Source organism: Streptococcus sp. WM07 (genome assembly GCF_004570525.1).
In the GTDB taxonomy this organism is placed as follows: Bacteria; Bacillota; Bacilli; order Lactobacillales; family Streptococcaceae; genus Streptococcus.
In genome coordinates, this window is sequence record NZ_SPPZ01000009.1 from 1 (window position 1) to 20,640 (window position 20,640).

Sequence of the window (20,640 nt, forward strand, 5' to 3'; positions counted from 1 at the left end):
TACAATGCTATCTTGAGCCGCACTACCATATATGAAGACCTGCTTAAAATAAATTTTCGATAAAAAGAGGGGGTAGAGGTGCCCAACATATTTTCAACAACTTACCGCAATCGTAAGCAACGATTTGGTTTAAGAATGAACTTGATTGCTGGTATTATCAAATTTGAAAGGTTATAAACGTTTCGCAGGAAGTCTAATGAAAAATTGCAATTGAAAACAAATTGTCTTTTTCTTCTATTTTCAGATTAGCTTTACTTTTGAAGGGATAGTTGTTATAATCTTCAAGTATACTTAATTTGACAAAAGGAGATACAATACAATGGATGTAACTTGGGGTGTTAAGTACCTTACTGAGTTTATTGCGACTGCTTTCCTATTGGTTTTAGGGAATGGTGCGGTTGCTAACGTAGATTTGAAAGGAACCAAAGGAAATAGCTCTGGTTGGATTGTGATTGCCTTGGGATATGGTTTGGCGGTTATGATGCCAGCAATGATGTTCGGAAACGTATCTGGTAACCACATCAACCCAGCCTTCACACTTGGTCTTGCGGTTAGTGGGCTTTTCCCTTGGGTTCATGTAGCACCATATATCTTGGCTCAATTGCTTGGAGCGATGTTTGGTCAATTGTTGGTGGTTGTGGCTTATAACCCTTACTTCAAGAAAACTACTAACCCAAATGCTGTTCTTGGATCTTTCTCAACCATTTCAGCATTGGATGATGGTACTAAAGAATCTCAGAAAGCTTCAATGCTTAATGGTTTTATCAATGAGTTTATTGGTTCTTTTGTCCTCTTCTTTGGAGCGTTAGGCCTTACAAAGAACTTTTTTGGTGCAGAGCTTGTTGGTAAACTTGTCGATACTGGATTTGATCAAACTATGGCAGAAACCGCAGCAAGTCCGTACACCGCGGGTAGCTTGGCTGTAGCTCACATTGCTATTGGTTTCCTTGTTATGGCTTTGGTTGCGTCTCTTGGAGGACCTACTGGTCCAGCCCTTAACCCAGCGCGTGACTTAGGTCCACGTATCCTTCACTTCCTCTTGCCAACAAGTGTGCTTGGTGAAGCAAAGAAAGATTCTAAATGGTGGTATGCATGGGTACCGGTTGCAGCGCCAATTTTGGCTTCTATTATTGCAGTTGCCGTGTTTAAAATGATTTACCTTTAGGATAGTTCATGAAGTCGAGATTTGTTCTCGACTTTTTTCTTGCACATAATTACTTGAGTTTTATCGATTTTTCTTTTAAAATAACAAGAGTTATTGTGGAGGAAAAAATGAGTAAAGATAGGCTTGTACCTGTATTAAAAACAAATAATCGACGCTTGAATTTTGACTTTTATGTGGAACAAATTGGATTTACGGTTTTATTAGAAGATGCCGGTGTGGCTAGTTTAGGGGATGCGCAAAAAGCGCTTTGTTTGGAAATTGAAGAACTTCCAGCAAATCGGGCACTGCAGCCAAAAGGGAAGAAGAAGTTGGACCTCATGGTCTTTCGCGTGAAGTCTTCAGAGACAGTAGAAGCAGCCTTAGCACGTGGCTTGAAATTTGATGAACTCTATCAAGGTCCCAAGGGCTGGGCTTATTTGGCGATATCTCCAGAAGGAGATCGAATTTTGGTACATGCCGAGGAATCCTTTGCGGATCTGAAATTGGTAGAGCAGGTAAACTATCCAGAAACATTCCAAGCGGGACCAGCAAAATTGGACCAGGTAGAATTGGAAGAGTTGCATTTCCATGTTTCTAACAAAGAGAAATCTGAGACCTTTTATCAACGTCTAAGTTGGCCGACTTCTTTGATTTTTACTGAAGCTGAGAGTGACTATTTGTCGGTAGCTGCGGGGCAAACTTGGGATTTGTTCCAGTTGCGTCTTTTCCAAGCTGATTGGAATTTGGAAGAGCTTCAAACTAGCCTCACTGATCAGGAAATCTTTGTTCCCAAACGAGGCAATTTCTTATTGGCAGAGGATCCTCACAACCATTTAGAATGGTGGATACAAGAACATGCATAAAGCGCTAAGAGACAAAATTCAAGAGCATTTAAATACGCAGGTTTATCCCGGAGCTAGTTTAGCTCTTTATCGTCAGGGGCAGTGGCAAGAATATTATTTTGGATGGTCTGATCCAGAATTGGGATTTGAAACAATACCGGATTTAATTTATGACCTAGCTAGTGTCAGTAAGGTTCTGGTCGTTGGAACCCTAGTACTTCAAGTACTTAAAGAAGGACTCTTGGAGTTGGAAGATTCTATCCAAGAACTACTCCCTCGATTTCGTCACTCCCATTTGCGAGTGGTAGATCTTCTAACCCATACTTCGGGCTTAGACCCCTATATTCCGAACCGTGATGCTTTAAATCGAGAAGAGCTAACCAAAGCAATGCTCCAATTAGATTTGCGCTCAGATACTTCTTATCTTTATTCTGATGTGAATTATATCTTACTGGGCTTTTACTTGGAGGCACTTTTGGGGAAAAGTTTAGAAGAATTGCTCTCTGCACGAGTCTGTGCTCCATTTAAGCTCTTAAAGACCACCTATGGACCTCGAGCAGGCGCGGTTCCCACAGTTCAAGGAAATCATACTGGGCAAGTCCATGATCCTAAGGCTCAAGTCCTGGGACCGCATACGGGTAGTGCAGGAATTTTTTCAACTATATCTGATTTAAAAAAATATCTAGAAAACCAACTTCTAGAACCCAGCATCTACTTAGATCAAATCCATGGGTCCGATCCCGCCAATCCAAGAAGTCTAGCCTGGCGTCGCGAGGGGGATTGGCTAGACCACACAGGTTATACAGGTACTTTCTTGCTTTTTAATCGAAAAAAACAAGAAGCGGCTATCTTCCTTTCCAATCGGACCTATTGGAAAGACCAACGGGCCCAATGGATTGAAGACAGAAATGAACTGATGGATTTGATTCGGCAAGGAAAATTTTAAAATAGATGAAGAAAGCGGTGGTGATTGGCCGCTTTTTGAGTACAAACTAGGAATGGAGCCTTAGACAGTTAGGGGTACGGCAAAGTGAACTGATAACGGTTAATACTCTTTTCATTTCAAAATCTGACATTGTAAAGGTTCCTCATTGATTCTTTTGATTAGGTGCCTTGCACGCTTCTTCCATAATATTCAACAGCTCTCCCAGATCTGTTGAACTACGATTGTTGCTTGTCCTCGTCATTTTTTCGAAAATCTAGGATGAGTATTCTGATTTTGAAGAGTATCAGATATTTTGGGGCAATACAAAACCCCAGCTGAATTTATCCAGCTGGGGGGAGGGATGTTAAGCCAAGGCGTCGTCCATAGAAAGAACTTCGTGGAAGACCCGTTGAGTTAATTCTGTTTTTTGCTCAGGTGTGAGATATTTGGTATTAACACAGTAACCAGAGATCCGGACGATGACATCTTCACCAGCCATAATCTTGTCATAGACATCAGAGAGGTCCATAACGTTCAAGTTTACGTGTTGACCACCGTTTTCGAAGTAAGCATCAAGGATGGTTACCAAGTTGTCTACTTGTTCATCACGAGTTTTACCAAGAGCACGTGGAGATACTTGGGTTGTGAGGGAGATACCGTCATTTGCGTGTGCAAATTCAAGTTTTGCCAAGGAGTTCAAGTTTTGGAGCCAGCCACCTTTTGATTTAGGGGATGGGTTGGCTCCTGGAGAGAAGAACTCAAGTTCACTTGTATTCACAGTACCATCTTCGTTGAGGAAGACTCCACGGTGAACTGGTGAGTGACCAGTTTGTTTAGAGTAAGCAACGTTGGAAGTGATGGTTAGTAGGGATACTGTAGCTTCCGCATTCTTGTAAAGTTTGTGACTTGCAAGACGACTATGGAAGGCTTCTAGGAGCCATTCTGCGATGGAGTCTACACGGTCATCATCTTCTCCGTAACGTGGGTAGTCACCGATAGTTTCGTAATCGTAGATGTAGCCATCTTCGTCACGAATTGGTTTAACAGTAGCATATTTAATAGCTGATAGAGAGTCAACTGTATTAGCAAATCCACAGATACCGAATCCCATGTTAGCTCCTTGGTGGGTTGGGAGGAAGGCCATTTGGGCTGCTTCATAGTTGTATTTATCAGTCATGTAGTGGATAATATTAAGAGCGTCTACATAAGTATCTGTGAGCCAGTCAAGTGATTCTTCAAAGTTAGCTTTAACTTTGTCAAAGTCAAGGACTTCATCACGGATTGGTTCAACATCAAAGACTTTGTAGTCTTTGTGAACATCATCGTATCCACCGTTAAGTCCAGTAAGAAGCGCCTTCAAGACGTTTACACGCGCTCCAAAGTATTGAATGTTGTGGCTTTGGTTTTCGTTTTCTGGATCCAAAGGTGATACACAACAAGAGATACAGCTCATTTCACCGTAGCCTTCTTTAGCCATAGTTGTAACTCCTTCGTACTGAATAGAAGAGTGTTTATGGCTCATATCCATACAGTAACGACGGAAAGCGTATGGCAATTTGTCTGTCCAAAGAACAGTCAAGTTTGGTTCTGGGGAGTTACCAATGTTGTCCAAAGTGTTCAAGAAACGATAGTCCATTTTTGTAACACGGTGACGTCCATCAGCACCCATACCAGCCATGGATGTAGTGATGAAGGTTGGGTCTCCAGAGTAAAGTTGATCGTAAGCTTTTGTACGAGCGAATTTAACGGTACGGAGTTTTAAGACGAAGTCATCAACAAATTCTTGGATCTCTGACTCAGTGTAAGTACCACGCGCCAAGTCACGTTCTGCATAGATATCCAAAACGATTGGGACACGGCCGAGGGAAGTAGCGGCACCGTTAATCACGCGAGCTGCTGCCATGAAGGCAATGTTGGTCCATTGGATGGCTTCTTTGGTGTCCATTGCTGGGCGACGAACATCAACACCATACAAATCACCAAGAGCAACAACTTCTTTCAAAGCTTGGTACTGAAGGTTGACTTCTTCACGAAGACGGATTGTTTCTTCATCAATTTCTGTCAAGGCATTCCAGTCATCCACTTTTTCAGCCATCAGGAAGTCAGCTCCGTAGAGGGCTAGACGAGCATAGACTCCGATAATCCGTCCACGAGAGTAAGCATCTGGAAGACCAGTAACGGTGTGCGCGTGACGGGCACGGCGGATGTTGGTCGTGTATGCACGGAAGATACCGTCGTTTACGGTTGTTGCATATTTTGTGAAGATTTCATGCAAGTGTGGATCTGCCTCATAACCGTTCTCACGAAGAGTGGTTTCTGCCATGCGGATTCCCCCCTTAGGCATGAAGCTAAGACGGAAGAGCTCAGAGTTTTGCAAACCAAAGATTAATTCGTTATCTTTGTCAATATAACCTGCAGGAATATCTGCGATTGAAGCAACACGATCTGTATCCATTGGGAAGCGCGTTGCTTCATAACTAGCCTTTGTCTCCTCAATAATTTTCTTAATGTGAAGGGAACGTTCGGTTGGTCCTGCTAGGAAACTTTCATCTCCATCATAAGGAGTGTAGTTGGCTTGCACAAAGCGGGATACGCTGACTTTCTCCTTCCAGTCAGTTCCTTTAAAGCCTTCCCAGGCTTGTTCATAAATATCTTGAGTGTCAACGGTTGTTTTAACGACCATCTAGGGTACCTCATTTTCTTTCTAGTCTTGCGACGCATAGAAAAATCAACCGATTTACCAATATTCTTGTAGGACAAGCTCTTTGTTGCTCGATCGATTTTTCAGGCAGTCCGAGAACTGTTATAATTACAATTAGATTATAACACAAAGTAATCGTTTTCAAAATCAAAAAAGCGATTTGTAAGGGTTTTCTGATGTAATACAGTTTTGCTTAAAAAGAAAATTTGTATTAGTTCTGTCCTAACTTACGAAAGGAGGTTAAGGGTTATGCTCATTTTTCCACTGCTGGATGACCAGTCCCGCAAAATTATTCATATAGATATGGATGCCTTTTTCGCCGCTGTTGAAGAAAGGGACAATCCAGCCCTAAGGGGGAAGCCTGTTGTGATCGCTCGCGATCCTCGGATTACGGGTGGAAGAGGAGTTGTCTCGACCGCTAATTATGAGGCCAGACGTTTTGGTATTCACTCAGCCATGAGTGCCAAGGAAGCTTATCAACTTTGCCCCCAAGCAATCTTCATTCAAGGAAATTACGCAAAATATCGAGAAATCGGTCAGCAGGTACGAGAGATTTTTTGCCGCTATACGGATTTGATTGAGCCTATGAGTATTGATGAGGCCTACTTGGATGTGACGGTCAATAAGATTGGGTCGTCGTCAGCTGTTAAAGTGGCACGCTTGATTCAAGAGGACATTTGGAAGGAGTTGAAATTGACTTGTTCGGCCGGTGTCTCTTACAACAAATTTCTGGCTAAGTTAGCCAGTGATTATCAAAAGCCGCGTGGCTTAACGGTGGTCAAGCCAGGTGAAGCCTTGGATTTTTTGGCTCCCTTAGCTATTGAAAAATTTCATGGGGTGGGGAAAAAGAGTGCAGAGCGTCTTCGACAAATGGGAGTGAAAACAGGTGCCGACCTTCTGGAGATATCTGAAATACAGCTGATTGATCGCTTCGGTCGCTTTGGTTACGATCTCTACCGTCGGGCTAGAGGAATCCATAATGGCCCCGTCAAACCGAATCGGATTCGTAAATCTTATGGAAAAGAAAAAACTTACAGTAAGTTCTTGCGGCAAGAGGCTGATGTTCGTCAGGAGTTACAAAGCTTGGCACGAAATTTAGCAGCTAGCTTGGAGCGCGAAGATATTCAAGGCAAGACCGTTGTCCTTAAAATTCGTTGGGAGGACTTTGAGACCGTGACCAAGCGTGTCTCCCTAGACCATCCAATCTCTAAAGAAGAAGAACTTCTAGCTGCTGCCTTGGAACTCTATGATTCCATTGAACAAAATCAGGCGTCTATCCGTCTCCTGGGGATAACTCTGACCAACCTAGGGAAAGAACAAGAAGAAGATTTATTGATCAATAATCAAGAAGAAACCGCCACAAATAGGGATTCCTTGTAACTCAGAGGAGTCCCTATGTTGTAGCGGTTTTAGTAGTGCTAAAAAATTCAGCTAGGTCGGCTTCTGTCAAACCAATTAGCGGATCGATTTCTTCCCAGTTTTCCTCACTTAAACGATGGTTTTTGATAGCTGATTGTTCTTCTTTCATCGTATTCTCAGAGTTTTCCACAACTTTGTGGATATCTTGTGGATATCTTGTGGAAAACCTTGGAGAAAGATAGGTCTGGCGTTGGGTTCCTTCGTTTTCCACAGCATAGACATAGGCTGTGGATTGTCCCAAAAGAATGAGTTTATCTTTGGCGCGTGTGATGGCGGTGTAGAGAAGGTTACGTTGCAACATTCGGCGATTGGCCTGGGTTAGCGGGAGGATGACCACAGGAAATTCACTTCCCTGGGACTTGTGGATACTCATGGCATAGGCTAGGCGAATCTTATACCATTCCTTACGAGGATAATTGACCTCACTGCCATCAAAGTCCATCCGTATTTCGTCTTGCTCACTTTCACTATACTTGGCTGGAATAAGTTCGGTGATGGTTCCGATATCGCCGTTAAAAACATTGGCTTCTGCATCATTGACCAAGTGGATAACCTTGTCTCCCAATCGGTATTGAGAGTCAGTAGCCTCGAAACTTTGTTGCCCTTTTTTTAGAGGATTGAGGAGATTTTGCATGAGCTGATTGATGGCGTCAATGCCGGCTACTCCTCGATACATGGGAGCCAAGATTTGAATGTCTTGAGGCTCAATGCCACTTCTCAGCGCTGCCTGTACAATCTTTTCAATCATTTGCGGAATGTATTCGGATTGAGTTTCAAAGTAAGAGCGGTCAGCCTTTTTTTGTGGAAAATCGGATGGTAAAATCCCATGCTTTATGTCATTGGCCAGATGAACAATGGTTGAATCTTGGTCTTGTCGGTAAATTTTTTCCAGGTGAATCTTGGGAATGGCTTCAACTTTTTGTAAATCTGCTAGGACCTGTCCAGGACTGACCGAGGGCAGTTGGTCGGCATCTCCGACCAGAAGGATTTTGGTATGGTTGGCTAAATTTTGGAAGAGCTGGTGAGCCAACCAGGTATCGACCATGGAAAATTCATCAACGATGATAAAGTCAGTATCCAAAGACTCTTCCAGATGACTGACTTCATCGTCAGCCACCATCCCCAAATGGCGGTGGATGGTAGCCGAGGGCAGGCCAGTTAATTCATTCATGCGGCGTGCAGCCCGACCGGTGGGAGCAGCTAGCAGGATAGGGAGATCCTTAGAGTTAAGATTAATTTTGTGAAGCTTGGCGTAGACAGAGATGATTCCATTTAATACGGTTGTTTTCCCAGTTCCGGGCCCCCCACTGAGGATAAAGATGGGTTCTTGAATAGCTTGTACAATGGCTGTTTTTTGAATGTTATCGTATTGGATACCCAATTCTTCCTCAACTTGTTCAATTAAATCTTGGATTTGCTCGTTTTGGTTTTCCCTCCTCTCTTGATATCTAGCCTCCAAAAGTCGTAGGAGGTGGTTGGCAATGCCTTCTTCTGCGAAGAAGAGAGAATTACTAAAAATCTTAGTCTCAACATTTTGGATTTTATCTTCTGCTAAAAGGTGGGTTAATTCCTGGGCAACAACCTGGGGGTCAATCGGTTCCTGTCTAGCCTCCTCTAGCAGAACCAAGGTTTTTTCTAGCAGGGGGGCCGCTTCCAAGTAGGTATCCCCTGATTCAAGGCAGTGTTGGAAAAGACTGTGGATAATTCCAGCTCGAAAGCGTTCGGGAGAGTTGGTTTCAATTCCTAAGCGTTCAGCGACTTGGTCGGCAATGACGAAACCAACACCACGGATATCTTCCACCATTTGGTAGGGATTTTCTTGGATCAGGGTTAGTGTTGATTCCTGGTAGGTATCATAGATTTCCACAGCAAGGCGATTCGGTATTCCCAAGTCTGCTAAGCGAGCTAAGGCTTGTTCTAAACCATAATTGATTTTTAGAGTTTGAACCAGAGCTAGTCGATTGGTCTTGGATAGTCCTTTTACATTTTCTAACTTTTGAGGATTGTTGAGGATTTCATCGATGGGATTATCAGAAGAATAGACTTCCAAAATACGCTTGGCGGTCTGCTTTCCGACCCCCTTAAATTGGGGTCCGGAAAAGAATTTGACCAGGCCTTGGGGGCTTGGCTTCTCGCGTTCATATCGGCTGGTAGTGACTTGTTCTCCATAGCGAGGGTGTTGGACTAGTTGACCGTAAAAACGATAAGCACTGCCTTCAACGATGGTTGCAAAGGTACCGGTGACAATCAACTCAGAGCCAATATAATCTGAGTTTGTTTCATCTAAATCAACCAACAGAATTTTATAAAAATTATTTGGATTTTCAAAAATAACACGATCTACTCGACCAGAAAAGTAGTGTTCCATAGAGTCCCTTTCATGGGTAAAAGCGAAATATCCTTGAAAAAGAGACTGAGACTTATTGTCTCAGCCTCTTTTTTCAGCTTAGTGTCTTATTCATGTAGTATTTTAAAGTCAGTGATAGGCCAGAAACGGAGAACGACTTCTCCGACAATTTGATCAGACTTAAAACTACCTACATCACGGCTATCTTTTGATACAATTCGGTCATCTCCCAAAAGGTAGTATTCCCCTTCCGGAACTGTTACGGTAAAATCTGCCTGACCTTCGCGATTGGCTGTAAAAGCTGGGGACGCTTGGGCTAAATTTTGGAAATATTGGCTGTAGGAATAGGTATCCTGTAGTTTATCTGCTTGAAAAGCTGCTTGATAATCAGCTAGGTAGTCTTCAGCAATTTCTTTTCCGTTGATAAAGAGGGTATCTTGTTTGAATTCTAATTGGTCTCCTGGCATCCCGATGACCCGCTTGACAATTTTCTTTTCTTTTCCATTTTCATCGGTTTCGGATGCAACGACAATATCAAAGCGATCAATGTGATTCTGATTGAATACAATCAGGTATTGACCTTCTGCTAAGGTAGGATCCATGGAATGTCCTTCAACGGTGACAGCTTGCCAAAAAATTAAGCGGGAAATGATGATAGCACCGATGAGAATGATGAAGATGAGGATGTCGAAAATTTGGCGCATAAGGCCTGATTTTTGTTGTTTATTCTTGCTTGCTCTACTTGCCATGGTCTTCCTTTCGCGTTTAAGAACCTGTTCCTGATTATCGGACAGATCAATCTTTTTCTACTTTAACATATAGGAACTATTGTATCATATTTTAGCCGTATTCAGTGGTGGAAATGAGACACATTTTGCAAATGACAAGCCTTATTCTTTCTGTTATAATGATGAGAAGGTGATATTATGGCAAATTTAAATCGATATAAGTTTTCTTTTGGTAAAAGAACCCTAACATTAACAACGGAATATGACAATCTTTTTATGGAAGAAATTGAACGTCTTGCACAAGAAAAGTACCAAGCGCTGAAGGAACAAATGCCTAAGGCAGATGATGAAACCTTAGCACTCTTGTTGGCGATCAATACCTTATCGGTTCAATTAAACCGAGAAATGGAGCGCGCTCAGGAAGATCAAGAAGCGACTAAGTAGGTGAATCATGTTTGATCTAGTAATTCTATTAGTTTTGGCTTGGAGTTTTTATTTGGGCTACCAGCGTGGCTTGGTTCATCAAATTGGCCAGACGATTCTTTTTTTGATTTCTTTTCTGATTGCATCGGTTGCCTATACTCAGGCAGCTCAGTTTTTGAGTCTGTGGATTCCCTATGCCAATCCTAGCAGGGGAAGTCAGGCCCTCTTTTTTGAATCAGGAATTTTGTTTGATTTGGACCAAGTTTTTTATAGTGGTCTCGGATTTGTGACGGTCTTTACGATTGTTTGGATGGTTGGCCGTATTTTAGCGACATTCCTAGTCTTTTCTCCTTGGAAACGGGAGTGGGATAGTGTACCAGCTTCTCTGATATCTGGTGGTCTTTCCCTTCTTTTAACCTGGTTCCGTTTAGAAATGCTGATTTTTATTGTCGCAACGGTTCCCCTTGCTGGAGTTCAAGACACTCTCAGTTCCAGTTTTCTGGTCCAATTTATGATGAATCTCTCCCCATTTAGCCGCCTTATCCTCCGTCAACTATGGGTAAGTAGCGTTTTGGGAGGTTTGTAAAGAAGATGGAAGAGTTTGGGAACAGGCTCTTTCTTTTTTAGATTTTTGGAGAAAAAATGAATCATAAAATATATGAAAGTTTGGAGTTTACAGAAGTTAAAAGTGCATTAGCCCCCTATCTTCGGACGGTAGAAGGGCAGAACACCTTAGCTAATCTGGAACCCATGATTAATGTCAAAGATATTCAACAGGCTTTTGATCAGTTGAGCGATATGGAGGAGCTAGGCAAAGCAGGCCATACTCTGCCTATTACGAGTCTAGGAGATTTGACGCCAACCCTGAAACGTTTGCAGTTGGAAGCAGAATTACAGGTGGCTGATTTTCAAGATATAAAAGCCATGCTGAGAGGCAGTCAGCTTTTGAAGGATTTTTATCTAGATTTGGAAGATATCCATCTTCCAAATCTAACGGCCTATTTTGAAAATCTAGAGACTTTCCCACAATTTCAAGGTGCCCTGCAGGCTATTGCGGATAACGGCACCATTGAGGATTTTGCTAGTGAAGAATTGCTAGGGATTCGCCGTCGTTTGCGCCAGGCAGATCGTGACTTGCGCCAAACGATGCAGGAATTATTGAAGAAGAAAGCGGATTATTTGGCAGATCCTCTCTTTGCCAGTCGAAATGGTCGCAATGTTTTGCCGGTCAAGCAGAGTTTTCGGAATCGTGTTCAAGGGATTGTGCAAGACATCTCGGCTACAGGGAATACGGTTTATATTGAACCTCGTGAATTGATTCAAATGAATGAAGGGATTGCTAGTTTAGAAGCAGAAGAACGGTATGAAATTCGTCGAATTCTTCGAGAATTGGCGAATCTTCTTCGCCCTCAAGTGCAATCCTTTCAAAATAATCACTGGCTCTTGGGTCATTTCGATTTCTTGGCGGCTAAGTATCAATACATGCGTGATCGTCAAGCCCATATCCCAAGTATTTCTAGCCAAAATGACATTCGCTTGCTCCAACTTCGTCATCCCTTATTAGAGCAGCCAGTCGCTAATGATCTTCATTTTGGAAAAGGTTTGAGTAGTATTGTGATGACAGGGCCTAATACAGGGGGAAAAACGCTGATGCTTAAGACCCTGGGACTAGCTCAACTTATGGGGCAGTCAGGTTTGCCGATTCTAGCTGCTGAAGGCAGCCAGATCGGGGTATTCGATGAAGTGTTTGCGGATATCGGTGATGAGCAGTCCATCGAGCAGAGTCTCTCTACTTTCTCGAGTCATATGACGAATATTATTCAAATTTTGGAGCAGGCAACGCCTTTCTCCTTGGTTTTGTTCGATGAATTGGGAGCAGGGACAGATCCGCAAGAAGGAGCAGCCTTGGCAATTGCTATTTTGGAAGATCTCCGCTTGCGGGGAATTAAAACAATGGCAACAACCCATTACCCTGAATTAAAGGCGTATGGAATTGAGACGGAAGCTGTTGAAAATGCCAGTATGGAATTTGATACGTTAAGTTTGCGGCCGACTTATCGCTTTATGCAGGGAGTTCCAGGGCGGTCCAATGCCTTTGAAATAGCTAGACGTTTAGGTTTAGCGGAAGTTGTCGTGGTTCAGGCGGAAGGTCAGCTTGATCACGATCAGGATGTTTCCCGCATTATCCAACGCTTGGAAGAACAGACTTTAGAGAGCCGCAAACGGCTAGAAGGGATTCGGGATTTAGAACAGGAAAATCACAAGCTGAATCGGGCTTTGAAAAAGCTCTACACCGAATTGGAACGAGGACAGGAAGCTGAACTCAATGCTGCTCGTGAGGAGGCTCAGAAGATTGTCGCAAAAGCTACCGAAGAGAGTGACCAAATTCTGAAAAATCTGCAAGCAGGTGCCCAGCTCAAACCGCATCAGGTGATTGAAGCCAAGGCTAAACTGAAAGCATTAACCCCAGAAACGGTTGATCTTTCTAAAAACAAGGTTCTCAATCGGGCTAAAAAGAAGAAAGCTCCTAAAGTAGGAATGGAAATCCTTGTCAGTCATTATGGTCAACGAGGCAATTTAGTTCGTCAATTAAAAGATGGTCGCTGGGAAGCTCAGGTTGGTTTAATGAAGATGACATTAAGAGAAGATGAGTTTGAAGCTATCCAAAAAGAAAACTCTTCTAATCAGCCCAAGTCTAAGAAGGTGTCAACAGTTAAACGGACTAAGAGCCAGGCAGCTAAGGCACGTCTAGACTTACGTGGTAAGCGTTATGAGGAAGCTATGGAAGAGCTGGATGCCTTTATTGATCAAGCCCTGCTCAATAATATGGCTCAGGTCGATATTATTCACGGAATTGGAACAGGGGTCATCCGCGAGGGGGTTCAGAAATACCTTCGCCGGAATAAGCAGGTCAAGTCCTTTGCTTATGCACCACAAAATGCTGGAGGTTCCGGAGCCACCATTGCTATTTTTAAATAAGGTAAAGGCGTATCAAATTCTGTCATTATTTTTCAAATTGGTGTAAACTAATGGTAAGAAAGAAAAAGGAGAGTTTCATATGGTACAAAGTGTAACCGATGCAAATTTTGTAGAAGAGACTAAAGAAGGTCTTGTGTTAATTGATTTCTGGGCTACTTGGTGTGGTCCTTGCCGTATGCAGGCTCCAATCTTGGAGCAATTGGCGGGTGAAGTCGATGAATCTGAGTTGAAAATTGTGAAGATGGATGTGGATGAAAATCCAGCTACTGCGCGTGAATTTGGTATTATGTCAATTCCAACCTTGATGTTCAAGAAAGATGGTGAGGTTGTTAAACAAGTAGCAGGTGTGCATACGAAGGATCAAATTAAAGAGATTGTAGCTTCTCTATAATAATAGAAAGTCTGGGATGATGTCATAGAGTGAGTCATCCCAGACTTTTTGTATGCAATGCATTTTTAAATGTGTTTAAAATTGACAAAGAGGGCGTCTTGTTTTAGAATGGGGGGTACAGTTTTTTTAGAGAGGCTCCAATCTTGCGAAAGATTGGAGTAGAGGAGTAGATATGATAGAGTTTTTGACGCAATTGGATGCGTTTGTATGGGGACCACCCCTTTTAATCTTGTTAGTGGGAACAGGGATTTTTCTCAGTTTCCGGTTGGGAATGCTGCAAGTGACCCAACTCCCACGAGCCTTGAAATTGATTTTTAAAGCAGATGACAAGAATGGTACTGGTGATATTTCCAGTTTTGCAGCCTTGAGTACTGCCCTAGCTGCGACCATTGGTACTGGTAATATTGTTGGGGTAGCCACAGCCATCAAGATGGGTGGCCCAGGTGCTCTTTTTTGGATGTGGGTAGCTGCCTTTTTTGGAATGGCGACTAAGTACGCTGAGGGTGTTTTGGCCATTCGCTATCGGGTAAAAGATGAAAAAGGGGCAGCATCAGGTGGCCCTATGTACTATATTGTGAATGGTATGGGAGAGAAATGGCGTCCCTTAGCCAATTTCTTCGCAGGAGGTGCCGTACTAACAGCCCTTCTGTCGACTGGTACTTTTACTCAGGTATCTTCCATTACTGATTCGGTTAAAACGGGTTTAGGGATCGGCTCAGAAGTAACAGGTCCTATTTTAACGATTCTTGTGGCTGTTGCTATTTTTGGTGGGATTCAAAGTATTTCAAAAATTTCAACAGCTGTTGTGCCCTTCATGGCCGTAGTCTATGTATTGGCTGCAGGAGCAATTCTGGTTGTGAATGTGGATCAATTGCTTCCGACTTTAGAATTGGTATTTACCAGTGCCTTTACACCAGTTGCAGCTCTAGGTGGTTTTGCAGGTGCGACGATTCGAACAGCTATCCAAACCGGCATTGCGCGTGGGGTTTTCTCGAACGAATCTGGAATGGGGAGTGCACCGATTGCGGCTGCTGCTGCCAAAACAGAATCTCCTGTAGAACAAGGTCTTATTTCGATGACGGGTACCTTTATTGATACCATCATTGTTTGTAGCTTGACCGGTCTTTCAATCTTGATTACTGGTGTTTGGGCAGGAGATGTCAATGGAGCTAGTCTGACCCAGGCGGCATTTTCGACGGTATTTGGGAACTTTGGAGCGATTCTTTTGATGCTTTTCTTGGTTCTCTTTGCTTTTACAACGATTATTGGCTGGAACTATTATGGTGAGCGTTGTTTTGAATTTTTATTTGGCCTTCGCTTTATTTGGATTTACCGAGCGCTCTATGTAGCCTTTGTTTTCCTAGGAGCCTTTTTGACTGTTGATGTTATTTGGTTAATTGCAGATATCGTAAATGCCTTGATGGTTCTTCCAAACTTGATTGCCCTCTTGGCCCTTAGTCCGATTGTTGTGATGGAGACTAAGAAATATTTAGATAAACAAAAGAAAGCTTGAGCATTTAGATAGAAAGTCGAGATTGAAAAGTCTCGGCTTTTTGATTGTGAACATAAAGGAGTAGGTTTGCCTTCCAGTCTTGAAATCTTGGTTTGCATAAATATATTTAGGATTAACGTTTTTTTGTATGTTGTTGGAGTCTTCAATAGAGTCATTGTGAAGGATGCAAAAAATCCCCCTGGTTAACCAGAGGGATTGCAAGTATTAAGCTTCTTTTTTCTTCCAAGCGCTCCATTCTGCATAGGCAGTATAGAGAACGTCTGTTGAAGAGTTGAGAGCAGTTTCACAGGCATCTTGGATGATACCGATGATAAAGCCGACTCCGATAACTTGAGCTGAGATATCACCAGAGATACCGAAGAGGCTACATGCCACAGGAATCAAGAGGAGAGATCCACCGGTAACCCCAGAAGCTCCACAGGCTGACAAGGCAGCCACAACAGAAAGGAGCAGAGCAGTTCCGAAGTCTACAGGAATTCCAAGCGTGTGAACTGCAGCAAGGGAAAGAATTGTGATTGTAATAGCAGCACCACCCATGTTGATGGTTGCTCCAAGAGGGATAGAGATTGTATAGGTATCTTTATCCAATCCAAGTTCGTCACAGAGTTTCAAGTTTACAGGGATGTTGGCTGCAGAGCTTCGAGTAAAGAAGGCAGTCACACCACTAACTTGTAGAGTTTTGAAGACTAGTGGATATGGATTTTTACGCATCATCACAAATCCAATGATTGGGTTAATGACCAAGGCCACAAAGAGGTTGGTTGCGACAATTACGATGATTAATTGTCCATAACCAAGAAGGGCATCCACACCTTGTTCGGAAATGGCTTTGAAGACCAAACCTAGAATTCCGAATGGTGCTAGGTTGATGACCCAAGCAACGACAGTTGAAGTAACATCTGCCATTGTTTGTAGCAATTCTTTGCTTTGTTTGCTAGCTTGACGCATAGCAATTCCAAAGACACTAGCCCAAGCAAGAATCCCAATGTAATTACCATTGGAAATAGCACTAACAGGGTTTTCTACAATGTTGAGCAAGAGGTTACGGGCAATTTCAGCCAAACCACTAGGCGGTGCGATATCCGTAGCCGCATTTGCTAGTGTTAAGGTTGTTGGGAAAGCAAAGGATACCAGCACAGCAACCAAAGCAGCAGCAAACGTGCCGAATAGGTAAAGAATAACGATGGTTTTCATATCGGATTGCCCACCTTCTCTGTGCTGAGAAAGGGCGTTGGTTACCAATGCAAATACCAAGAGAGGGGCAACTGCTCGCAAAGCACCTACGAAGACATCTCCGAGGATTCCGATAGCTGACCAAGATGGAACAATAAGAGCGAGGGCAAAACCAATAACAACTCCAATTGCAATCCGCTTGATCAGGCTGGCTCGATTCCAAGCCTGAATGTAACGTTTCATGATTGAAACCTCCTTTAAATTTATTTTAAATAGTCTACTACAAGAAATCCCCCCTGTCAATGGATTTTCTAGGTTTTTATGAAAAAAGTTCGGAATTTTCGCAACTTTCAATTCATTTTTAATAAAAACTTATGGAAATCATAAGAGGATTTGATGGGGACTGAATAAAACGGAAGTCCCTCCCTGTGTTATAATAGGGGAAAGGAGGTTTTATGCAAAACCTAGTATTAAGATTCTTGGAAAAGATCCAGTGGGAGGAGATTTTAGATCAGTTTGTTTCTAAATCGATTTCCTTATTGTTTTTATTTCTCTTGTTTTGGATTGGGAAAAAGCTCATTCATGCTCTCGTCCATCGCCTATTAGCTCCATCTATGCTGTTGATGCAAAGTCATTCAGCTCGCAAAGAAACCCTCTTGCGTTTGATTGACAATGTACTCAATTATGCCCTTTATTTTCTCTTGATTTATTGGGTTCTGTCCATTCTTGGTTTGCCAGTATCATCCCTTTTAGCTGGAGCTGGTTTGGCTGGGGTTGTGGTTGGTCTTGGAGCACAGGGTTTCTTATCGGATATGGTCAATGGTTTCTTTATCCTGTTGGAAAGACAGTTGGATGTAGGAGATTATGTAACCTTGCCGAATGGCTCTGGGAAATTGTCCGGAACAGTCGAGAATGTCGGGATTCGAACGACCCAGGTTCGTGATAGCAATGGGACTCTTTATTACATCCCAAATCGACAGATTCTCATCGTCAGCAACCAGTCACGAGGAGATGTTTCCATTACAGTGGATTTACCTTTGTTACCGGGCACAGACTTTGAGCTTGTAGATAAAATTGTGGAACAAGTTAACCAGTCGCGACTGCAGGGATTTGACCAATTAGATGGTCAGCCTAAAGTTCTTGGAGCTCAGTGGAGTCGGAGTGAAGGTTTTGTTTATCGCATCTCTGTTCCTATTCGCCGTGGGCAAGATGCAGGAATCGCTTATCCCCTCTATCGTCTATACCAAGATGCTTTGAAGGAAGCTGGTGTGAGTTTGTCGAGTTCTTCTAGCTCTACGAATTAAGATGAAGGAGGTGAGTCCAGCATGACGGACAAAAAGACCTTGAGGTCTCAGCCCTACTGGATTTGGATTCTTAGCTTGGTAGGCTTAAATTTATTTTTATTGGTGGGAATTGGTATTTTGCTCTTTTCTTATTTAGGTCTAGCTGAGGAAAATGAACAATATGCTCGTCTTTTAGGCTTAAATCAAAAAGAAGAAAGTGTTATCGAGCAAGAACTTGGTAAATCGCGACAATTTGTAACGGGGGAGCGGGTAACGGTTAAGACCATCGAAAGAGATGAGAATCAGGAGATGTGGGATGATGCAACTGGCTTAGCAGTTGTGGTTGAACTCTTGGTTGAAAATAATCATGGGAATACTTTCCGTGTCAATCCCTATAGTTACGAATTGTTTGACGAGGAGGGAGAACCCTTGCTATTAGATAGTATAACCTTTGACCAGGAGGGTTTGGATAAGAGTCTAGAGCCAGGGACACAAGGAAGCTATCGTTTGATTTTTGATGGTGAGATGGGGGAAGGGCCCTATTATCTCGTGCACTATGATACGCAATGGAAGTCTAAATAGGAGGTTGCTATGAAATTAATTTATTTAGCTGGTGGTTGTTTTTGGGGCTTAGAGGAGTATTTTTCTCGTATTGATGGTGTTCAAAAGACTAGCGTGGGTTATACAAACGGTCAAGTAGAAACAACGAACTACCAACTCTTAAAAGAAACGGATCATGCGGAGACGGTTTCTGTTAGCTATGATGAGAAAGTCATTGGATTACGAGAAATTCTGCTTTATTATTTCCGAGTGATTGATCCGCTCAGTGTCAATCGGCAGGGGAATGACCGTGGTCGGCAATACCGGACGGGAATCTATTATCAGGATGCAGAAGATTTACCAGTGATTGAACAAGTGATGAAGGAACAGTCACAGCACTTTGGCAACCAACCCTTGGCCGTTGAAGTGGAACCTCTTCGCCATTACATCCCTGCGGAGGATTATCATCAAGATTATTTAAAGAAAAATCCAGGTGGCTACTGCCATATCAATGTGGAGGATGCCTACCAGCCTTTGATTGATCCAGCTCTGTACCAAAAGCCGGATCAAGCAACGCTGAAAGGGCTTTTATCAGAGGAAGAGTACGCTGTGACGCAAGAGAATGCGACCGAGCGTCCGTTTACAAATAAGTATGATGAACACTTTCAAGAAGGGATTTATGTCGATATTACTTCTGGAGAGCCGCTCTTCCAGTCTGCAGATAAATACAATTCCGGTTGTGGTTGGCCAGCTTTTTCTAAACCAATTGCGAAGGACTTGATCCAGTATCGCCAAGATTTGAGTCACGGTATGCGACGGATTGAGGTTCGGAGCCGGGCAGGTGATGCCCATCTGGGACATGTCTTTGAAGACGGTCCACGAGAGTCTGGTGGACTTCGTTATTGTATCAATAGTGCCGCTCTTCGTTTTGTGGCTAAGGAAGATATGGAAGCGGAAGGTTATGGTTACTTACTAGACTTGCTAGATTAGGAAGAGTTTATGAAAAAGGAAGTTTTTATAACAGGTCTTTTAACTGCTGTGACCTTGGCAGGTGTAGGGGTTTACTTTGGTCGTCCCTATGTGCAAGAACTGGTGAAAAATCAAGAGGATAGCCAGGTTAGTCAAGCTCGAATTATGGCTCACGGCGATTTGTTGTACCATGATATTCTTTACTATTCTGCAGAGCAGACAGGTGGTAGTTATGATTTTTCGGAAAATTTCACGTATGTCAAGTCTTGGTTGGATCAAGCTGATCTAGCCATTGGTGATTTTGAAGGAACCATTAACCCGGACTACCCTTTGAGTGGTTACCCGCTTTTTAATGCTCCTCCTCAAGTGGTTCAGGCTATTAAAGGTGCGGGCTATGATGTTATGGATTTGGCCCACAACCATATTTTAGATTCGGGTTTGGAAGGCGTGGGGACTACTGTCCAAGCCTTCAAAGACGCCGGTATTGAACCCATTGGCGTTTATGCCGAACAAGCACGCGATCAGGCTCCCTTGCTCATCAAGGAGGTCAATGGTATTAAGATTGCGCTGCTAGCTTATGCTTATGGTTTTAATGGATTGGAAGCTGGGCTTAGCCCAGAAGAGTATGAATCTGTTTTGTCTGATTTGGATCTGGAGAAAATGGAGGCAGAAATTAAGCGGGCCGAGAAAGAAGCTGATATAACCATTGTGATGCCACAAATGGGAGAGGAATACCGCTTGTCCCCGACAGATGAGCAGGTTGCCATCTACCACAAAATGGTAGATTGGGGTGCAGACCTAGTCTTCGGTGGTCATCCGCATGTCCCCGAACCAACTGAAACGATTGAAAAAGATGGTGAGAACAAGTTCATTATCTACTCCATGGGGAATTTTATTTCGAATCAGCGTATTGAAAGCATGGATGGTATGCCTAACTCCGAATGGACTGAGCGAGGTGTCCTTATGGATGTGGAGGTTGAGAAAAAGAATCAACAGACACGAATCAAAACAGTCAAAGCTCACCCAACCTGGGTGAGCCGAGTGGAGAAGGGAACCTACTCCCAATTTGGCTTCCCTCAATACCTTTACCAAACTTTGATTATCGAAGATTTCTTGAAAGGTGGCCGCTATGAGGGACAACTGGATTTTGAAACTCAGGCACGAATTGAAGAAGCATACGAGGCAACGAATGAATTATTGGCTATTCATTGGCCATAATAGATGAATTCTACATAAAAAAGACCGGTTTCTCCTTAAAGGTTG

General features: G+C 43.0%; 17 protein-coding genes and 1 pseudogene. 14 read left to right on the forward strand and 4 right to left on the reverse strand.

Annotation, left to right across the window (positions count from 1 at the left end):
• Positions 1–87: 87 nt before the first annotated feature.
• The 4 genes and pseudogenes from E4T71_RS02160 to E4T71_RS02175 all read left to right on the forward strand — a co-directional run.
• Positions 88–177, forward strand: a pseudogene (locus E4T71_RS02160) (IS5/IS1182 family transposase); the annotation flags it as partial.
• A 142-nt stretch (positions 178–319) separates the two neighbouring features.
• A complete protein-coding gene (gla, locus tag E4T71_RS02165) occupies positions 320–1,165 on the forward strand; it encodes an aquaglyceroporin Gla (RefSeq protein WP_135036189.1) in 846 nt (281 codons plus the stop codon).
• A gap of 107 nt (positions 1,166–1,272) precedes the next feature.
• Positions 1,273–2,007 (forward strand): CppA N-terminal domain-containing protein, encoded by a 735-nt coding sequence (locus tag E4T71_RS02170; protein WP_167758459.1) that lies wholly within the window; start codon positions 1,273–1,275, stop codon positions 2,005–2,007.
• Entirely contained in the window at positions 2,000–2,932 is a 933-nt protein-coding gene (locus E4T71_RS02175) for a serine hydrolase domain-containing protein (protein WP_135036195.1), read from the forward strand. Before E4T71_RS02170 ends, E4T71_RS02175 begins: the two co-directional genes overlap by 8 nt.
• Positions 2,933–3,275: 343 nt before the next feature.
• Here the strand turns inward: E4T71_RS02175 and pflB are convergent, their stop codons facing one another.
• The gene (pflB, locus tag E4T71_RS02180; RefSeq protein ID WP_135036197.1) at positions 3,276–5,594 is read right to left on the reverse strand and encodes a formate C-acetyltransferase; all 2,319 of its coding nucleotides are present in this window, start codon (positions 5,592–5,594) and stop codon (positions 3,276–3,278) included.
• Between the two features lie 267 nt (positions 5,595–5,861).
• On the opposite strand from pflB, the gene dinB reads away from it, so the two are divergent.
• Complete coding sequence (gene dinB, locus E4T71_RS02185; RefSeq protein ID WP_135036200.1) at positions 5,862–6,992, forward strand: DNA polymerase IV; 1,131 nt, start codon at positions 5,862–5,864, stop codon at positions 6,990–6,992.
• 13 nt (positions 6,993–7,005) lie between these two features.
• On the opposite strand, the gene E4T71_RS02190 is transcribed toward dinB, so the two are convergent.
• Entirely contained in the window at positions 7,006–9,399 is a 2,394-nt protein-coding gene (locus tag E4T71_RS02190) for an ATP-dependent RecD-like DNA helicase (protein ID WP_135036203.1), read from the reverse strand.
• 86 nt (positions 9,400–9,485) lie between these two features.
• Positions 9,486–10,082, reverse strand: coding sequence for a signal peptidase I (gene lepB, locus E4T71_RS02195; RefSeq protein WP_135036269.1), 597 nt, complete (start codon positions 10,080–10,082; stop codon positions 9,486–9,488).
• Between the two features lie 222 nt (positions 10,083–10,304).
• Between lepB and E4T71_RS02200 the strand changes: the two genes are divergently transcribed.
• The 5 genes from E4T71_RS02200 to E4T71_RS02220 all read left to right on the forward strand — a co-directional run bounded on the left by E4T71_RS02200 (position 10,305) and on the right by E4T71_RS02220 (position 15,412).
• Positions 10,305–10,550 carry a hypothetical protein gene (locus tag E4T71_RS02200; protein ID WP_135036206.1) on the forward strand — a complete coding sequence of 82 codons (246 nt, stop codon included), beginning with the start codon at positions 10,305–10,307 and terminating at the stop codon, positions 10,548–10,550.
• Positions 10,551–10,557: 7 nt separating this feature from the next.
• Positions 10,558–11,115, forward strand: coding sequence for a CvpA family protein (locus E4T71_RS02205; protein WP_135036209.1), 558 nt, complete (start codon positions 10,558–10,560; stop codon positions 11,113–11,115).
• Between the two features lie 56 nt (positions 11,116–11,171).
• Entirely contained in the window at positions 11,172–13,508 is a 2,337-nt protein-coding gene (locus tag E4T71_RS02210) for an endonuclease MutS2 (RefSeq protein WP_135036212.1), read from the forward strand.
• A gap of 79 nt (positions 13,509–13,587) precedes the next feature.
• On the forward strand, positions 13,588–13,899 hold the full coding sequence (gene trxA / locus E4T71_RS02215) for a thioredoxin (protein ID WP_135036216.1): 312 nt from the start codon (positions 13,588–13,590) through the stop codon (positions 13,897–13,899).
• A gap of 172 nt (positions 13,900–14,071) precedes the next feature.
• On the forward strand, positions 14,072–15,412 hold the full coding sequence (locus E4T71_RS02220) for a sodium:alanine symporter family protein (protein ID WP_135036219.1): 1,341 nt from the start codon (positions 14,072–14,074) through the stop codon (positions 15,410–15,412).
• 204 nt (positions 15,413–15,616) lie between these two features.
• Here the strand turns inward: E4T71_RS02220 and sstT are convergent, their stop codons facing one another.
• Positions 15,617–16,828 carry a serine/threonine transporter SstT gene (gene sstT, locus E4T71_RS02225; RefSeq protein WP_135036222.1) on the reverse strand — a complete coding sequence of 404 codons (1,212 nt, stop codon included), beginning with the start codon at positions 16,826–16,828 and terminating at the stop codon, positions 15,617–15,619.
• Positions 16,829–17,040: 212 nt separating this feature from the next.
• Here sstT and E4T71_RS02230 point away from each other — a divergent pair, with 212 nt between their 5' ends.
• From E4T71_RS02230 to E4T71_RS02245, 4 genes are read left to right on the forward strand one after another with little or no spacing between them, the layout of a single operon-like run.
• Positions 17,041–17,889, forward strand: a complete 849-nt coding sequence (locus E4T71_RS02230; RefSeq protein WP_135036225.1) for a mechanosensitive ion channel family protein — start codon at positions 17,041–17,043, stop codon at positions 17,887–17,889.
• A gap of 21 nt (positions 17,890–17,910) precedes the next feature.
• The gene (locus E4T71_RS02235; protein WP_135036228.1) at positions 17,911–18,450 is read left to right on the forward strand and encodes a DUF4352 domain-containing protein; all 540 of its coding nucleotides are present in this window, start codon (positions 17,911–17,913) and stop codon (positions 18,448–18,450) included.
• 9 nt (positions 18,451–18,459) lie between these two features.
• Positions 18,460–19,398, forward strand: a complete 939-nt coding sequence (gene msrB, locus E4T71_RS02240; RefSeq protein WP_135036231.1) for a peptide-methionine (R)-S-oxide reductase MsrB — start codon at positions 18,460–18,462, stop codon at positions 19,396–19,398.
• A 9-nt stretch (positions 19,399–19,407) separates the two neighbouring features.
• A complete protein-coding gene (locus E4T71_RS02245; RefSeq protein WP_135036234.1) occupies positions 19,408–20,595 on the forward strand; it encodes a CapA family protein in 1,188 nt (395 codons plus the stop codon).
• Positions 20,596–20,640: the final 45 nt, after the last annotated feature.